General features: G+C 56.8%; 12 protein-coding genes. 7 read left to right on the forward strand and 5 right to left on the reverse strand.

The annotated features are described in order from the left end of the window. Positions 1-693: 693 nt before the first annotated feature. The 7 genes from licT to OB87_RS09440 all read left to right on the forward strand — a co-directional run bounded on the left by licT (position 694) and on the right by OB87_RS09440 (position 10785). Positions 694-1545 carry a BglG family transcription antiterminator LicT gene (gene licT, locus OB87_RS09410; RefSeq protein WP_033569185.1) on the forward strand — a complete coding sequence of 284 codons (852 nt, stop codon included), beginning with the start codon at positions 694-696 and terminating at the stop codon, positions 1543-1545. Positions 1546-1725: 180 nt separating this feature from the next. After that, positions 1726-3642, forward strand: a complete 1917-nt coding sequence (locus OB87_RS09415) for a beta-glucoside-specific PTS transporter subunit IIABC (protein ID WP_033569186.1) — start codon at positions 1726-1728, stop codon at positions 3640-3642. Between the two features lie 12 nt (positions 3643-3654). Continuing rightward, positions 3655-5124 (forward strand): glycoside hydrolase family 1 protein, encoded by a 1470-nt coding sequence (locus OB87_RS09420; RefSeq protein ID WP_033569187.1) that lies wholly within the window; start codon positions 3655-3657, stop codon positions 5122-5124. A gap of 53 nt (positions 5125-5177) precedes the next feature. Continuing rightward, the gene (locus OB87_RS09425; protein ID WP_033569188.1) at positions 5178-6575 is read left to right on the forward strand and encodes a glycoside hydrolase family 1 protein; all 1398 of its coding nucleotides are present in this window, start codon (positions 5178-5180) and stop codon (positions 6573-6575) included. A 302-nt stretch (positions 6576-6877) separates the two neighbouring features. Next, positions 6878-9076, forward strand: coding sequence for a bifunctional acyl-ACP--phospholipid O-acyltransferase/long-chain-fatty-acid--ACP ligase (gene aas / locus OB87_RS09430; protein WP_033569189.1), 2199 nt, complete (start codon positions 6878-6880; stop codon positions 9074-9076). After that, a complete protein-coding gene (gene lplT, locus OB87_RS09435) occupies positions 9073-10320 on the forward strand; it encodes a lysophospholipid transporter LplT (RefSeq protein ID WP_033569190.1) in 1248 nt (415 codons plus the stop codon). The genes aas and lplT overlap by 4 nt, the downstream gene beginning before the upstream one ends. A 9-nt stretch (positions 10321-10329) precedes the next feature. Then, a complete protein-coding gene (locus OB87_RS09440) occupies positions 10330-10785 on the forward strand; it encodes a GNAT family N-acetyltransferase (protein WP_033569191.1) in 456 nt (151 codons plus the stop codon). A 52-nt stretch (positions 10786-10837) separates the two neighbouring features. Here OB87_RS09440 and OB87_RS09445 read toward each other — a convergent pair whose 3' ends face one another. From OB87_RS09445 to OB87_RS09465, 5 genes are all read right to left on the reverse strand, one after another. Beyond that, on the reverse strand, positions 10838-10966 hold the full coding sequence (locus OB87_RS09445; RefSeq protein WP_033569192.1) for an entericidin A/B family lipoprotein: 129 nt from the start codon (positions 10964-10966) through the stop codon (positions 10838-10840). Positions 10967-11090: 124 nt separating this feature from the next. Next, a complete protein-coding gene (gene hemW, locus OB87_RS09450; protein ID WP_033569193.1) occupies positions 11091-12230 on the reverse strand; it encodes a radical SAM family heme chaperone HemW in 1140 nt (379 codons plus the stop codon). Further along, positions 12223-12816 (reverse strand): XTP/dITP diphosphatase, encoded by a 594-nt coding sequence (locus OB87_RS09455; protein ID WP_033569194.1) that lies wholly within the window; start codon positions 12814-12816, stop codon positions 12223-12225. Before OB87_RS09455 ends, hemW begins: the two co-directional genes overlap by 8 nt. A gap of 44 nt (positions 12817-12860) precedes the next feature. Further along, on the reverse strand, positions 12861-13151 hold the full coding sequence (yggU, locus tag OB87_RS09460; RefSeq protein ID WP_033569195.1) for a DUF167 family protein YggU: 291 nt from the start codon (positions 13149-13151) through the stop codon (positions 12861-12863). Further along, positions 13148-13702 carry a YggT family protein gene (locus tag OB87_RS09465; RefSeq protein ID WP_033569196.1) on the reverse strand — a complete coding sequence of 185 codons (555 nt, stop codon included), beginning with the start codon at positions 13700-13702 and terminating at the stop codon, positions 13148-13150. The genes yggU and OB87_RS09465 overlap by 4 nt, the downstream gene beginning before the upstream one ends. Positions 13703-13744: the final 42 nt, after the last annotated feature.

A 13744-nucleotide genomic window follows, 5' to 3' on the forward strand; every position in this document is an offset into this window, starting at 1 on the left:
ATTAGGTCGTAGCCGCAAGGGGTGGGGATCGCAACTTTCACTGCTAACGATGCCGATATGTAAGAAAACCAGGGCAAGCGCCAAAAAAGCACAGGAAAGCCAGTTTGCTTTTTGGGGCGGTGGAGGTTGTGCCGTACTGTTGCCGCGAGGATTCGGCTGGCGGTCACGGCCGGTTTAAACAGCGATTGTCTGCCACCTGAATTCAGGCCGATATTAATGGGAAAAATCGCTCGGATTGTATGACGCCCCTGGTTTTTCACGGCTTTATTACAGCCCCTCCGAGAATTTTACAGTTGGTTGCACTTCGAACGTTTATCTTTCGATTCTGCGCTAGTGATTCGGGATGACTCTCTTTAGAGTAACAAGTCCCAGAGGTATTGATGGGTGACAAATCGATGTGTTCTCCACATTGAACCATTCAAATTGCACCAACCTACGCGGATGCGTAGGTTTTTTTTTGCCTGCGTTCTGATAGGCGAGAAAATAATACCCTTGTCACAAATAAAAAAGAAATTCCTCGACCTGTTAGTGACGCGATTGACGCCAAAAATAACGGGTGATAATTTTTTCTCATTGCATAAGGCTTGTTACCGTTCGGCGGGCAAAACATAAGTGCAGCAACAGTATGAAGTCGCCTGACTTCGCTGTGGGCTGTATTTAGGTTTTGCCCGTTTCTGTTTTCAGGAGAATGCGATGAAGATAACTCAAGTCCTGAATAATAATGTAGTCAGCGTGATCGACAATCAGGGGCAGGAGCTTATCTTGACCGGCTGCGGATTGGGTTTTCATTCCCGAACCGGGCAGGATGTGGAAATGTCGAAGGTGGAGAAAATATTCCGTTTGCAGGATAACGCTATTTCCGCGCGTTTTAAGGATCTGGCGCAGGAAATCCCGTTGGAAATATTGCAGCTCACCAGTGATATTGTCGAAACGGTGAAAAAACAGCTTCAGCAGAAATTGAGTGAAGGCATTTATGTCACGTTAGCGGATCACCTGGCATTCGCCTTACAGTGCCAGCGCAACGGCACCCTGATTCAGAACCCGCTGCACTGGGAAGTCCGGCACTTCTACAAGCAAGAGTACGCGGTGGCGGAGCAGGCGCTGGTGTTGATACAGGAAACGTTGGGCGTCACACTACCGGAAGATGAAGCTTGCAGTATTGCGTTGCATATCGTCAATGCTGAGCTTGGCGATAATATCGGCAATATGAAGCAGATTACGCAACTGATTTCTCAGGTGCAGAATATCGTCAAATATTATTTTCAGGTGCCGCTGGATGAAAATAATAGTAATTATTACCGCTTCATTACCCACCTGAAGTTTTTTTCTCAGCGCGTGGTGGAGGGGGCTTCGCTGGATAATGACGACGGCGATTTATTTACCATGGTTCAGCAACGTTATCAAAAAACGCTGGGCTGTGTAGAAGTCATTAATACCTTTATCAAAAAAAACTACCAACACACCATGACCAATTCGGAGAAACTCTACTTAACCATTCATATCGATAATATGATTCATTGTCTTACCCCCAATAATTCGAGTTGAGGGCCACCCACACACCGGCAACGTGAAGTATGACGGGTATAAATCATTCCGAATAGGCTTGTTACTGGCAGCGGCGATATCCGCTGACTCAGGCAAACCCCAGAGGAACAAGGCGCCACGGTAAATACCGTGCGGTTGTTGTAGAAATCGTAAGATTTCTTTCTGGAAAGAGGAATTGTTATGTCAGTAAATTATCAGGAGACAGCAAAGAATATTGTGGCGCTTGTCGGGGGGGAAGGAAATATCCGACAGGTTTTTCATTGTATTACCCGATTGCGTTTTTATTTGCATGAAGCGCAGCGTATTGACCGCGCCCAGCTAGAAGCATTAGACGGGGTAATAGGTATTAACGTCGCCGGTGAACAGTTTCAGGTCATCATCGGCAACGAAGTAGCAGATGTTTACCGGGCGTTGATCCGGCAGTTTCCTCCGCTGGCGAATCAGGCCGCCGATACCCCGGAGGCCGGGCGACCAAGACACCCCATCTCGGCACTGTTGGAAGCCTTTTCCAGCATTTTCTCGCCGATTATCCCGGCCATTGCCGGTGCCGGTATCCTGAAAGGGATCCTGTCGCTGCTGGTGGCGTTGCACTGGGTATCAAACACCAACCAAACCTACCTGATTCTGTCTGCCATCAGCGACGGCATTTTCTACTTTATGCCACTGGTGCTGGCGTTCAGTGCTGCCCACAAGTTTGGCTGTAATCCGTATGTGGCGGTAGCGTTGGCGGCCACGCTGTTGCATCCCACATTGACCAAGCTGTTTGCGGGCGGTGGTGAGATTACCTTTCTTGGATTGCCGGTATCGCCAGTGTCTTACGCTTCGTCGGTGATCCCGATCCTGCTGGCGGTGTGGCTGATGTCCTGGGTGGAGCGCCGTGTGGACCGCTTCATGCCCGGTGCGCTGAAGACCATGTTCGTGCCGCTACTGACATTGCTGATCGTCGCACCAGTGATGCTGATTGTCATCGGTCCGATCGGCATTATTGTGGGCAACCAGCTTTCCACCGGCATTGTCTGGCTGGTGGATAACATGGGCATTCTGGCCGGGCTGATTCTGGGCGGCACGCTGTCGATGATCATCATCACCGGTATGCACTATGTGTTGATCCCCATCATGATCAATAACATCAGCAAGATGGGGTTCGATCCGTTCAAGATAATCTTTTATATCGCCAACATGGGGCAAGCCGGTGCAGCCTTCGGCGTGTTCCTGCGCGCCCGTGACAAGAAAACCAAGTCGCTGGCGTTATCCACCAGCCTGACCGCCACTATGGGCATCACCGAACCGGCGATGTACGGCGTCAATATCCGTTTCAAACGCCCGTTCGCCGCTGCGTTGATTGGCGGTGCCTGCGGTGGTGCATTCGCCATGTTTTTCGGGGTCAAAACCTACGCCTTTGCCTTGAGCGGGCTGCCGGGATTACCCGCGCTGGTGGGGCCGACCTTCCTGTACGCGCTGGCTAGCATGGCGATTTCCTTTGTCACGGCTACGGTGGTGACCTGCGTGCTTGGATTTGAGGAGAACGTGGGGAAAGTCGCGACATCGCAAGAAGGGCAGGTGGTCATGCCTGCCGCGCCGGTGGTGCTGAGTGAGCCTGGTAATCAATTGTTTAATAAAGAGACGTCTTTCCACAACGAAAAGCTGTTCGCGCCGGTAGCCGGGCGAGTGGTGGCGCTAGATAGCCTTAGCGATCCGGTGTTTGCCGGGGAGGTTTTTGGCAAAGGGATCGCCATCTATCCGGAAAGCGGCGAGCTGTTGTCGCCGGTCAATGGGCGCATCGAGTCGATATTCGACACCCACCACGCGCTGACGCTCAAAAGCGATACCGGCGCTGAGGTGCTGATCCACATCGGCATCGATACCGTCAAGCTTGGCGGCCGTCACTTTATCCGTCACGCCCAACCGGGGCAGATAGTGGAAGTCGGCGAGCCGTTGGTGAGCTTCGACCTGTCGGCACTGCTGGCGGAAGGGATTGACCCCAGTGTGATCATGATTGTTACCAATACTGAATGTTATGGCGAAGTGAGCCCGTTGCTCAATGGCGACGTTCACTCGCGCGACGCGTTGATGAAACTGACCGCGGCGGCGGCCTAAGGGAGAGAATGCATGAGCGTATCAAACGTATTTCCATCGGATTTTCTGTGGGGCGGCGCGACGGCCGCCAACCAACTGGAAGGTGCCTGGAATGTGGGCGGTAAAGGGCTGTCGGTGTCGGATGTGTATACCTTTGACAGCCGCACGCCCAAAGAACGCTGGCTGGATCAGTGGCTGTTTATGACCCACCAGCAGGTGGCGGACGCGCAGGACCCTCACAGTAAAAAGTACTATCCAAAACGTAAGGGCAACGGCTTTTATTACCACTACAAGGAAGATATCGCGCTGTTCGCCGAGATGGGGTTCAAGTGCTTTCGTATGTCGATCGCCTGGACGCGTATTTTCCCGCGCGGCGACGAAACCGAACCGAATGAAGAGGGGCTGGCGTTTTACGACCGGGTGCTTGATGCCCTGCTGGCGCACAACATTCAGCCGATTGTGTCGTTGTCCCACTACGAGATGCCGCTGTGTCTGGTCACTGAATACGGCGGCTGGCCTAACCGCAAACTGGTCGATTTTTACGTGCGGTTCGCCACCACGGTATTCGAGCGCTATCGACACAAGGTCAAATACTGGATGACCTTCAACGAGATCAACTGCGTCAAACATCACCCCTACGTCAGCGTTGGGGTGATCGAGGAAGACAATCCGCATCTGGAGCAGGACAAGTATCAGGGCGTGCACCATCAGTTTATCGCCAGCGCGCTGGCGACCAAGGCCTGCCACCAGATCATTCCCGGTTCACAGGTCGGCTGCATGATCAGCTACCAGATCCTCTATCCCAACACCTGTCACCCGGACGATCTACAGGCTTGTGAGGACGCGCAGCGGGTGTCGCTGTTCTTCAGTGACGTACAGGCTCGCGGCTACTACCCGGCCTATACCGACCGTATGCTGGCGGAAAAAGGCGTGGTGCTGAACAAGGAACCAGGGGACGACGAGATCCTGCGCCAGTACCCGGTGGATTACGTGTCGTTCAGCTACTACATGTCCAGCACCGTCAGCGCCCACCCGGAAAAGCTGGAAGGCGTGACCGGCAATCTGATCACCGGCGGTATCCGCAATCCCTATCTGCCCACCAGCGAGTGGGGCTGGCAGATTGACCCGAAAGGGTTGCGGCTGGCGCTCAACCAACTGTATGACCGCTATCAGAAACCGCTGTTCATCGCCGAAAACGGGTTGGGCGCGGTGGATAGCGTCAACCCGGACGGTTCAATTGACGATGACTATCGCATCGACTACCTGCGCCAGCATGTGGAGCAAATGAAGGAAGCGCTGGCGGACGGCGTCAAACTGTTCGGCTACACCTGGTGGGGGCCGATCGACGTAGTCAGTGCTGGCACTGCGCAAATCTCCAAGCGCTACGGCTTTATCTATGTCGATCAGGACGACGACGGACACGGCACCCAGCAGCGCTCGCGTAAAAAAAGCTTCTACTGGTATCGCAAGCTTATCGCCTCCAACGGCGCAGACCTCGACTGATTCAAACGCCGATAGCGTGAGCTGTCGGCTTTACCGGATAGTAAGGAGTGATCATGGCTCGTTTCCCGCAAGGGTTTTTATGGGGCGGCGCGATTGCCGCCAATCAGGCGGAAGGTGCCTGGAATGAGGACGGCAAAGGGCCGTCGATTGCCGATGTGGTACGCGGCGGCATCGTGGCAGGCAAACCGGATGCGGCGGTCGACCCCGCAAGTTACTACCCCAGCCACGAAGCGATCGATTTCTATCACCGTTACCGGGACGACATCGCCCTGTTCGCTGAAATGGGGTTCAAATGCTTTCGTACCTCGATCGCCTGGTCGCGCATTTTCCCGCAGGGGGATGAGGCGCAGCCCAACGAAGCGGGGCTGCGTTTCTACGACCAGTTGTTTGACGAACTATTGAAGTACGGCATCCAGCCGGTGATTACCCTGTCGCATTATGAAACGCCGCTGGCGTTGTATCAGCGTTATGGCGGTTGGCAGGATCGTCGGCTGGTCGATTTTTTCATCCGCTACTGCGAGACGGTATTTTATCGCTATCGGGATAAGGTGAAATATTGGATGACGTTCAATGAACTCAACAATATGCACCGTATTCCGTTTGCCACCGGCGCGATACAGCCTGAGCCGGAGCAGCGGTTACAGGCGATTTATCAGGCCAGCCATCACATGTTTGTCGCTAACGCGCTGGCAAACCAGTTATGCCACCGGATTATTCCGCAGGCCAAAATCGGCTGTATGCTGTCGCTCAGCACGTTATATCCTCACACCTGTCATCCGGACGATGTGTTCGCCACCATGCAGATCCGCCGCCGATCGCTGTTTTACTCGGATGTGATGATGCGTGGTCACTACCCGGCGTATAGCCAGCGGATATGGCGTGAACATGGCATTGAACTGGCGATGGAAGCGGGCGATTTGGCGTTGCTGGCGGCGCACCCATCAGACTATCTCGGTTTCAGTTACTACCGCAGCGCCACCTATCAGGCCGATATGCCGGTGCTGGCGGACACTGGTGGCGTGGTGGGGTTGGATAACCCCTACCTGAAAAGCAGCGCCTGGGGGTGGACCATTGACCCGAAAGGGCTGCGACAGGTTTGTAACGAACTGGCGGACCGCTATGAAAAACCGTTGTTTATCGTTGAGAACGGTTTTGGCGCGGTGGATACGCCAGACGCGAGCGGTGCCATCAACGACGACGAGCGCATCAGCTATGGTCGTCAGCACTTGCAGGAGATGGCGGAAGCCATTGCTGACGGTTGCGATATCATGGGGTACACCTGGTGGGGGCCGATAGACATCGTTAGCGCTGGCACCGGCGAGATGAAAAAACGCTACGGCTTTATCTACGTGGATAAAGATAATGACGGCCACGGCACACTGGCGCGCTGTAAGAAAAAAAGCTTTGACTGGTACAAGCAGGTGGTCGCCAGTAACGGCGAACAGCTGTAACCCTTCCGCTGGGCGGGCCGCCACCCGCCCGATCTTTCTTCGCCGCAGTTTGATGATTTTCTACTGTTTTTTGACGCCCCTTCACGGCTGATTTCGGCGGTGTTTTCATCGCTAATGTTGGTAAGGTTTATGGTATGGTGAACCCGTTGACGGGGAGCGGCGCTGCAATGCGCGCGTTATCCTGGCGTGGTGCTTGTATCGGTGGCGAAAGTGAACAATCGATGGGAGCGAGCTGCCGTGAACAATCGGCGACATCTAGGTCCAAACCGGACAAGGTTACTGTTTATACATAGGGAGGTGGGATGATTTATACCTTTTTACGCTGGGTACTGCAGCATCTGTACCGCATTCAGGTAACGGGTGACGAAAGCAGTTTCCGGCAGTCAAAGATATTGATTACCCCAAACCACGTTTCATTCCTTGATGGCGTGTTGATGGCGCTGTTTCTGCCGGTACAAAGCAAACCGGTGTTCGCCGTCTATTCCAATATCACCAACCAGTGGTTCATGCGCTGGCTGAAACCCTATATCGATTTTCTGCCGCTGGACCCGACCAAACCGCTGGCGATTAAACAGTTGATCCGGTTGGTGGAGCAAGGCCGACCGGTGGTGGTGTTCCCTGAAGGGCGTATCACCGTTACCGGTTCACTGATGAAAATTTACAGCGGCGCGGCATTTGTGGCTGCCCGCGCAGGTGCGGCGGTGGTGCCTGTGCGCATCGAAGGACCGGAGTTCACCCATTTCGGCCGTCTGGGCAGTGTGTTGCGTCGCCGTCTGTTTCCGCAGATTTCACTGCATTTTTTACCACCGGCTCAACTGCCGATGCCGGTGGCCTCGTCGGCGCGCGAACGCCGCGAGCTGGCGGGAGAAGCGTTGCATCGCATCATGATGGACGCCCGCATGGCGGTGCGCCCGCGGCATACGTTATATGAAGCCTTTCTGGCCGCCTGCGCGCGTTACGGTTACCACTCGCCTTGTATTGAAGACATCAACCTGAAGGAAGACAGCTACCACGGTCTGCTGAAAAAATCGCTCGGGGTATCGCGCATTCTGCAACGCTTTACCGGTGAGCGCGAACATGTCGGGCTGCTGCTGCCCAACACCACCGTCACCGCCGCTGCAATCCTCGGGGCGTCACTCGGCAGCCGGGTGCCTGCCATGCTCAACTACACCGCTGGGGCGAAAGGGATTCAGAGCGCGATGACCGCGGCGCGGATCAAAACCATCGTCACCTCGCGGCAGTTTCTGGAAAAAGGCAAGTTGACCCACCTGCCGCAGCAGGTGAAAGAGGCGAACTGGGTCTATCTGGAAGATTTGAAGGATACCGTTACGCTGTCGGACAAACTGTGGATCCTGTTCCATCTGCTGTTCCCGACACGCGCCATGCGCCCGCAACAGCCGGACGACGCGGCGGTAATCCTGTTTACCTCCGGCTCGGAGGGCAACCCGAAAGGCGTGGTGCATAGCCACAACAGCCTGACGGCCAACGTGGAGCAGATCCGCACCGTGGCCGATTTCACGCCGCGTGACCGTTTTATGTCGGCGCTGCCACTGTTCCACGCCTTCGGGCTGACGGTGGGGCTGCTGACACCGCTAATGACCGGTGCACGGGTGTTCCTCTACCCGAGTCCGTTGCATTATCGCATTGTGCCGGAACTGGTGTATGACCGTAACTGCACGGTGCTGTTCGGCACCTCCACCTTTCTTGGGCACTATGCACGCTTCGCCCATCCGTATGATTTTGCTCGCCTGCGTTACGTGGTGGCCGGGGCGGAAAAACTGTCCGAGCAGGTGCGGGCCGCGTGGCAGGATAAATTCGGTATCCGCATTCTGGAAGGCTATGGCGTGACCGAATGCGCGCCGGTGGTAGCGATCAACGTACCGATGGCGTGCAAACTGCATTCCGTCGGCCGGTTGTTGCCGGGCATTGAGTCGCGGTTGATTCCGGTGCCGGGTATCCATCACGGCGGCCGTCTGCAACTGCGCGGGCCGAACGTAATGAAAGGTTATTTACGGGTGGAGAACCCCGGTGAGCTGGAGTTGCCCGCAGCGGAAAATGAGCTGGGGCAGCGTGAAGCGAACTGGTACGACACCGGCGACATCGTCGATGTGGATGAACAAGGCTTCTGCACCATCGTTGGTCGTGTTAAGCGCTTTGCCAAGCTGGCCGGGGAAATGGTGTCGCTGGAAAGCGTGGAGCAACTGGCGAATCAGGTATCGCCGCAGGCGCAGCACGCCGCCAGCGCCCGCAGCGACAGCAGTAAAGGAGAAGCGCTGGTGCTGTTTACCACCGATGCTAACCTGGCTCGCGACAGCTTGCTGGCACAGGCCCGTTCGAACGGTACGCCAGAACTGGCGGTGCCACGCGACATCCGTTACCTGAAGGAATTACCGTTATTGGGCAGCGGCAAACCGGATTTCGTCACGCTGCGCCAACTGGCGGAACAGCCTGCTGGTGACGTCGCAGCGGACGCCGGGGAACAACCGGAGCATGATGCATGAGTAATCAGATTTCTCCCTCGTCATCGCTGTTTTCCCGTGGCATGAATGCGGTGATGGTGGCGCAGTTTTTCTCTGCCTTCGGCGATAACGCGCTGCTGTTCGCTACGCTGGCGCTGGTGAAGTCGCTGGCGTATCCCGACTGGAGTCAGCCTTTCCTGCAGATGGGGTTTGTCGCCGCTTATATCGTGCTGGCACCCTTTGTCGGCCAGTTCGCCGACAGTTTCGCCAAAGGGCGGGTGATGATGTTCGCCAACGCCCTGAAGCTCGCGGGGGCGTTGTTGATCTGTCTGGGGGGGAATCCGTTCCTGGGTTACACGCTGGTAGGGTTGGGTGCGGCCGCTTATTCTCCGGCCAAGTACGGCATTCTGGGCGAAATCACCCACGGCGATCAGCTGGTGAAAGCCAACGGTCTGATGGAGGCCTCCACCATCGCCGCCATTCTCACCGGGTCGGTGGTGGGTGGCGTGCTGGCCGACTGGCATATCTACGGCGCGCTGGCGGTGTGTGCGCTGGCTTATGGCATCGCGCTGGCCGCCAACCTGCTGATTCCGAAACTGGCGGCGGCGCGCCCCGGCGCGTCCTGGCGTCCGGCGCGTATGACCCGCTCGTTCTTTGACGCCTGCCGCGTACTGTGGCGTAACGGTGAAACCCGCTTTTCGCTGGTCGGCACTGGCATGTTCTGGGGCGCGGGCGTGACGCTGCGTTTCCTGCTGGTGCTGTGGGTGCCGCTGGCGCTGGGCATCAACGACAACTCGACGCCGACGCTGCTCAACGCCATGGTGGCGGTAGGGATTGTGGTCGGCGCGGCGGCGGCCGGTAAACTGGTGACGCTGAAAACCGTGCGCCGCTGCCTGCCTGCCGGGGTATTGATCGGCGTGATGGTGGTGGTGTTCACCCTGCAACACAGCCTGATTAGCGCTTACGCCTGCCTGCTGGTACTGGGGGCGCTGGGCGGCTTCTTCATCGTACCGCTTAATGCCTTGTTGCAGGAACGCGGCCGGGAGAGCGTGGGGGCGGGCAACGCCATTGCGGTACAGAACCTGGGTGAAAACGGTGCCATGTTGTTGATGCTGGCGCTCTATTCGCTGGCGGTGAAGGTCGGCGTACCGGTACTGGCGATCGGCGTTGGCTTCGGTGTGCTGTTTACGCTGGGCATTACTGGTTTGTGGGGCTGGGTGCAGCTCACCCAATGGCGGCGTCGGCCTGAGCCGACGGCAACGACCGATTCGGCCGATGATGAATAAGGAACGGCGATGAGTCTGATTTGGCATGACTGGGGTGTGAAAGACCTGAATCCGTATGCGCTGTACGACATTTTGCGCCTACGCAGCCAGGTGTTTGTGGTAGAGCAGCAATGCGCCTATCAGGATCTGGACGGTTTGGATCTGGTGGACGGCAATCGCCATGTCACGGCCTGGCAAAACGGCCGCCTGATCGCCTGCGCGCGCTTGCTGGCACCCCATGACGGGCAGGACGCGGTAACCATCGGCCGGGTGGTGGTTGCCCCTGATGCGCGCGGTCAGCAGTTAGGCCATCAATTGTTGATGCATTCACAGGCCGCCTGCGTCCGACACTGGCCGGGACGGGCGCAGTATCTGTCTGCACAGGCGCATTTACAGCATTTCTACCAGCAATTTGGTTTTGCGGTGTGTGGCGAGGGTTACGACGAGGATGGGATTCCCCACGTGCCGATGCGAACGGCGGGGTAATCGTGGCTCTGGAAAGATGATCCGCCTGCCAGTACAGCAGGCGGGACACCGGTCAACTGGCGGAGTGGGAAATGGTGCTGCCGAGTTTCTGAACGTCCTGACCAAATCCGCGCGCGGTATTACAGCCGCTTAATGCGCTCGCCATGAATAGGGTTGCGGCCAGTAAGATTAGGGTTTTCATGGTGGTTTACCTTTTAGAGCGGGGCAAATCCCGCCTTCACTTTGTCATAATCCCACATCGGAATTCAACGTATCCTCAATCTGTTAAGCTAGCTTTTTGTGCTGCTCTCTTATCCTTCTACTGCTCATTCTTCCGCCAGAAACAGCTCCAGCAACGAGTTGAGAAACAGCTTGCCGTGCTCGGTCACCTGCCAGTGTTGCGCGGTTTCGGTCAGGTAACCTTGCGCCAGCGCCTCATCTATCTGCGCCCTGATGGTGCTTTCCGGTAGCCCGGTGTAAGCGGTGAAATCAGCTCGCGGTGCCGGTTCCAGCAGCCGGAAACGGTTCATGAAGAACTCGAACGGACGGTCGGCCATCGCCACTTCATCGCGCTGATGCAGGTAATTCCCCTGCATGTAACCGCGTGGGTGGCGGGTTTTTACCGTGCGTACAATACGGCCATCGGCGAAGGTAACTTTGCCGTGTGCCCCGCAGCCGATGCCCAGATAATCACCGAAGCGCCAGTAATTGAGGTTGTGTTGGCACTGGTAACCCGGTTTGGCGTAGGCCGAGGTTTCATACTGCTGATAACCGGCGTCGCTCAGCAAACGGTGGCCCTGTTCGAAAATGTCCCACAGTGCGTCGTCATCCGGCAGCGTCGGTGGGCGCGAGCCGAACAACGTATTCGGTTCGATGGTTAACTGATACCAGGACAAGTGTGGCGGGTTGAGCGCAATGGCCTGGCGCAGGTCGTCCAGCGCTTCATCCAGCGACTGGTCCGGCAGCCCGTGCATCAGGTCGAGGTTGAAACTGCGTAACCCCAGACCGGCAGCCAGCCGGGCGGCGCGCCTGGCCTCTTCTGGACCGTGGATACGTCCCAGCCGTGTCAGTTTATCCGGGCTGAAACTCTGTACGCCGATGGAAATCCGGTTAACGCCTGCGCGCTGGTAGCCGCTGAAACGGTCGGCTTCCACCGTGCCAGGGTTGGCTTCCATGGTGATCTCTGCCTCGGCCGGTAACGACAACCGATCCCGCACGCCATCCAGCAACTGTTGCATTGCCTCGGCGCTGAGCAGGCTCGGCGTGCCGCCGCCAATAAAAATGCTGTGCAGGGGGCGTCCGCCAGCTAGCGGCAGGTCGGCATCCAGATCCGCCAGCAGGTGCGCCACGTAATCGTCGTGCGGCACCTCGCCTTTCAGCGCGTGGGAGTTGAAGTCGCAGTAGGGGCACTTCTGCACGCACCAGGGAATGTGGATGTACAGGCTGAGCGGCGGCAGATTAAGCATGTCGCAGGGCATCCAGCAACTGACGCAGCGCCTGACCACGGTGAGAGAGGGCATTTTTCTCTTCGCGGCTCAGTTCGGCAGCGGTTTTGCCGACTGACGGCACAAAAAACACCGGGTCGTAGCCGAAGCCGCCTTCGCCGACCGGCGCGCGGGTAATCACACCCTGCCAACTGCCGTGACACACCAGCGGCGTCGGGTCGTCGGCGTGACGCAGATACACCAGCACGCAGTGGAAACTGGCCTGACGCTGTTCGTCCGGCACGTTGTCCAGCGCTACCAGCAGTTTGTCGAGATTCTGCCGATCGCTGGCGTCTTCCCCGGCGTAGCGGGCGGAGTAAATCCCCGGCGCGCCGCCCAGCGCATCCACCGCCAGTCCTGAATCGTCGGCGATAGCAGGCAGACCGGTTTCACGCGCGGCGTGGCGCGCTTTCAGAATGGCGTTTTCGATAAAGGTTAAACCGGTTTCCTCGGCGGATTCGACGCCCAGCGTGGTTTGCGCTACCACATCGAGGCCGAAATCCGCCAGCAGACCGGCGAGTTCACGCACTTTACCGGCGTTGCCGGTGGCTAAAACCACGTTTTGCATCTGTTGTTCCTGCAATGTTCAGAGGATGAGTTCAAAGAATAACTTCAGGGGATGAGTTCCGCGACATCGGTCGGGATGGCTTGCGGGTTGACGATTCTAATCTGTTTGTGACGCCCAAGCTCACCCTTTTCGATGGTCACCATGCCTTTGGCGACCCGAAACTGTTTAGCCAGAAATTTGATCAGGTGAGCATTGGCCTGGCCGTCCACCGGCGGCGCGGTGATGGCGACTTTCAGCTCGTCGCCATGCAGCCCGACGATCTGATCCCGGCTGGCTTTCGGCTGAATATACAGCCGAATCACCAGCCCGTCTTCGCAGCGACTGACGGCACTCACAACAAGAACCACAGCCCTGGGAAGAAATCCATGCCGAGATAGTTCAACAGGTACAGCAGCAATATCACCACCATCGGTGAGAAATCCAGCCCACCGACTGAAGGCAGAACACGGCGTACCGGCCCCATCAACGGCTCCGTCAACTGATACAGCATGTAATCCACCGGGCTGCGGCCCTGGCTTATCCAGCTCATCAGCGAACGGATGATCACCACCCAAAACACCAGATAACCGGCGGATTTAACCAGCGCCAGCAGACCGACCAGCACATTGATCGGGCTTAGCGACAATGAACCGACCTGAATCAGCAACAGTAATGGATACTTGAGCGTGGTGAGCAGAAACGCCAGCAGCAGCGAGGCGGTGTCGATCGGCCCCAGTGAAGGGATGATGCGGCGCAACGGCCCGATGATAGGCTGGGTGAGCTTCACCACGAACTGCGCCAGCGGGTTATAAAAATCACTGCGCGCCCATTGCATCCAAATGCGCAGCAATAACACCATCACGTACAGGTCAATCAGAGTTTTGACCAGAAAAGTCAGGGTCAGCATGAGACGGTCATTCCTTCAGTAAAAATCATGTTTCAGACGGCA

Origin of the sequence: Dickeya undicola (genome assembly GCF_000784735.1) — a bacterium.
Classification (GTDB): domain Bacteria; phylum Pseudomonadota; class Gammaproteobacteria; order Enterobacterales; family Enterobacteriaceae; genus Dickeya; species Dickeya undicola.

Coding starts and splice junctions, on each gene's coding strand:
- licT (WP_033569185.1), top strand. CDS start 694: ATGAAGATAACTCAAGTCCTGAATAATAATGTAGTCAGCGTGATCGAC.
- OB87_RS09415 (WP_033569186.1), top strand. CDS start 1,726: ATGTCAGTAAATTATCAGGAGACAGCAAAGAATATTGTGGCGCTTGTC.
- OB87_RS09420 (WP_033569187.1), top strand. CDS start 3,655: ATGAGCGTATCAAACGTATTTCCATCGGATTTTCTGTGGGGCGGCGCG.
- OB87_RS09425 (WP_033569188.1), top strand. CDS start 5,178: ATGGCTCGTTTCCCGCAAGGGTTTTTATGGGGCGGCGCGATTGCCGCC.
- aas (WP_033569189.1), top strand. CDS start 6,878: ATGATTTATACCTTTTTACGCTGGGTACTGCAGCATCTGTACCGCATT.
- lplT (WP_033569190.1), top strand. CDS start 9,073: ATGAGTAATCAGATTTCTCCCTCGTCATCGCTGTTTTCCCGTGGCATG.
- OB87_RS09440 (WP_033569191.1), top strand. CDS start 10,330: ATGAGTCTGATTTGGCATGACTGGGGTGTGAAAGACCTGAATCCGTAT.
- OB87_RS09445 (WP_033569192.1), bottom strand. CDS start 10,966: ATGAAAACCCTAATCTTACTGGCCGCAACCCTATTCATGGCGAGCGCA.
- hemW (WP_033569193.1), bottom strand. CDS start 12,230: ATGCTTAATCTGCCGCCGCTCAGCCTGTACATCCACATTCCCTGGTGC.
- OB87_RS09455 (WP_033569194.1), bottom strand. CDS start 12,816: ATGCAAAACGTGGTTTTAGCCACCGGCAACGCCGGTAAAGTGCGTGAA.
- OB87_RS09465 (WP_033569196.1), bottom strand. CDS start 13,702: ATGCTGACCCTGACTTTTCTGGTCAAAACTCTGATTGACCTGTACGTG.